Annotated in this window: 2 protein-coding genes; both read right to left on the bottom strand. The window is 67.5% G+C overall.

Features of this window, described 5'->3' with window-relative positions; all coding sequences use genetic code 11:
• Positions 1-43: 43 nt before the first annotated feature.
• Entirely contained in the window at positions 44-388 is a 345-nt protein-coding gene (locus R5W23_RS08700) for a hypothetical protein (protein ID WP_320685997.1), read from the bottom strand.
• A gap of 18 nt (positions 389-406) precedes the next feature.
• The coding region (locus R5W23_RS08695) for an IS4 family transposase (RefSeq protein WP_320685996.1) at positions 407-1260 on the bottom strand (854 nt) is incomplete at its 5' end.

Here is a 1260-nt window from a genome sequence, read left to right as displayed (position 1 = left end):
CACCGGGATGAATGGCACTTCCGTGGGTTTCTGTTTGTGTAAATTACTCGCTGCCCTTATTGGCTAACAGCTCGGCGCGTCGTTCGGCTCGCGGCTTCGTCATCCACCAGTCGCTTTTGGGGCGTCGCTTGACTTCTCGAGGCTCGCACCGACCCGGACGACGACCGACGCGCCGACCCCCGATCGCATGCAACAGCACCGCGACCTTCTTCTCCCACCCGGCAACGGTCTCGGTGGATAAGGACGCGCGGAACGCATTCAACAGATCCCGCGCACCGGTCACGCTGATCTGACGCGGGCACCGGTTCCGCGCACGCGCCGCCTGGGCGATCACGTGGCGCACCACGTTGTACGCCAACAGGTGGCACCAGATCTCGCGACGTAGCATCTCCGGCGTCTTCCCGCCTCACACGTCCATTGCCAACGTCTGCTTGATGTCGCGGATCGAAAGCTCGACCCGCCACCGGTGGTGGTACAACTGCGCGAGGTCCTCGCGTGTGTACGCGGTGGCGTCCGTTCGTGTGGTCGCCACGATGATCTCGCGGGTTCGATACCCGGGGCGCTCCACCCGGAATCGGACCTCGCGGACCGTCACGGCTTTCGGGGTGGCGTGATACGTCGCCTTGTCCATCCAACCCGGCCGCGCGGGACGGGTCCACGTGACCACGTGATCGTCATCGCCCCGGCGGGTGCCGGCGCCGAAGTCGTCGTGCCGGGATTGGTGCAACCGGATGGCCACATCGACCCCGCGGGCCGGGAGCGCGGCCACCAACCAGTACGAGCAATACGCCCGGTCGGCGACGAACACGTCGCCCGCTTGGAACCGGTCGAGCAACTCCCGCAGTAGGGCCATCTCACCGGCCTCCTTGCCTTTGGCCGGTCCGATCGCGGCCCCGACCAGGGCCCCGGTCGCGAACCCCAGGAGAACGACCACACGGATCAGCGGGAACCCCAGGCCGCGCTTCTGGTTCGTGTGCTGGGGGTACGCCGCTTGGTTCGCGGGGGTATCGGGTCCCGACAGCGTCGTGCCGTCCCCGAGCAACACCCGCCGTCCTTTCCATTGCCACTCCTTGGGCGCGTGGCGCTCGAGTTCGTCGCCCGACGGAGTGGCCAGTCGGGACAGCAAGGCGACCGGGAGCTTGGCGCGGGCCTTACAGTAGGCGCCCGTCGCTTCGGAGCACGGATGCAACCCCAGGGTGACGCGCAGAGCCACGGCCCGAGCCACCGCCGCACAGGACTTGGACGTGCTGAGGCACTGGG

Origin of the sequence: Gemmata algarum, assembly GCF_034097035.1 — a bacterium.
Taxonomy (GTDB): Bacteria; Planctomycetota; Planctomycetia; order Gemmatales; family Gemmataceae; genus Gemmata; species Gemmata algarum.
This window is presented reverse-complemented; position numbering and strand designations above follow the sequence as displayed.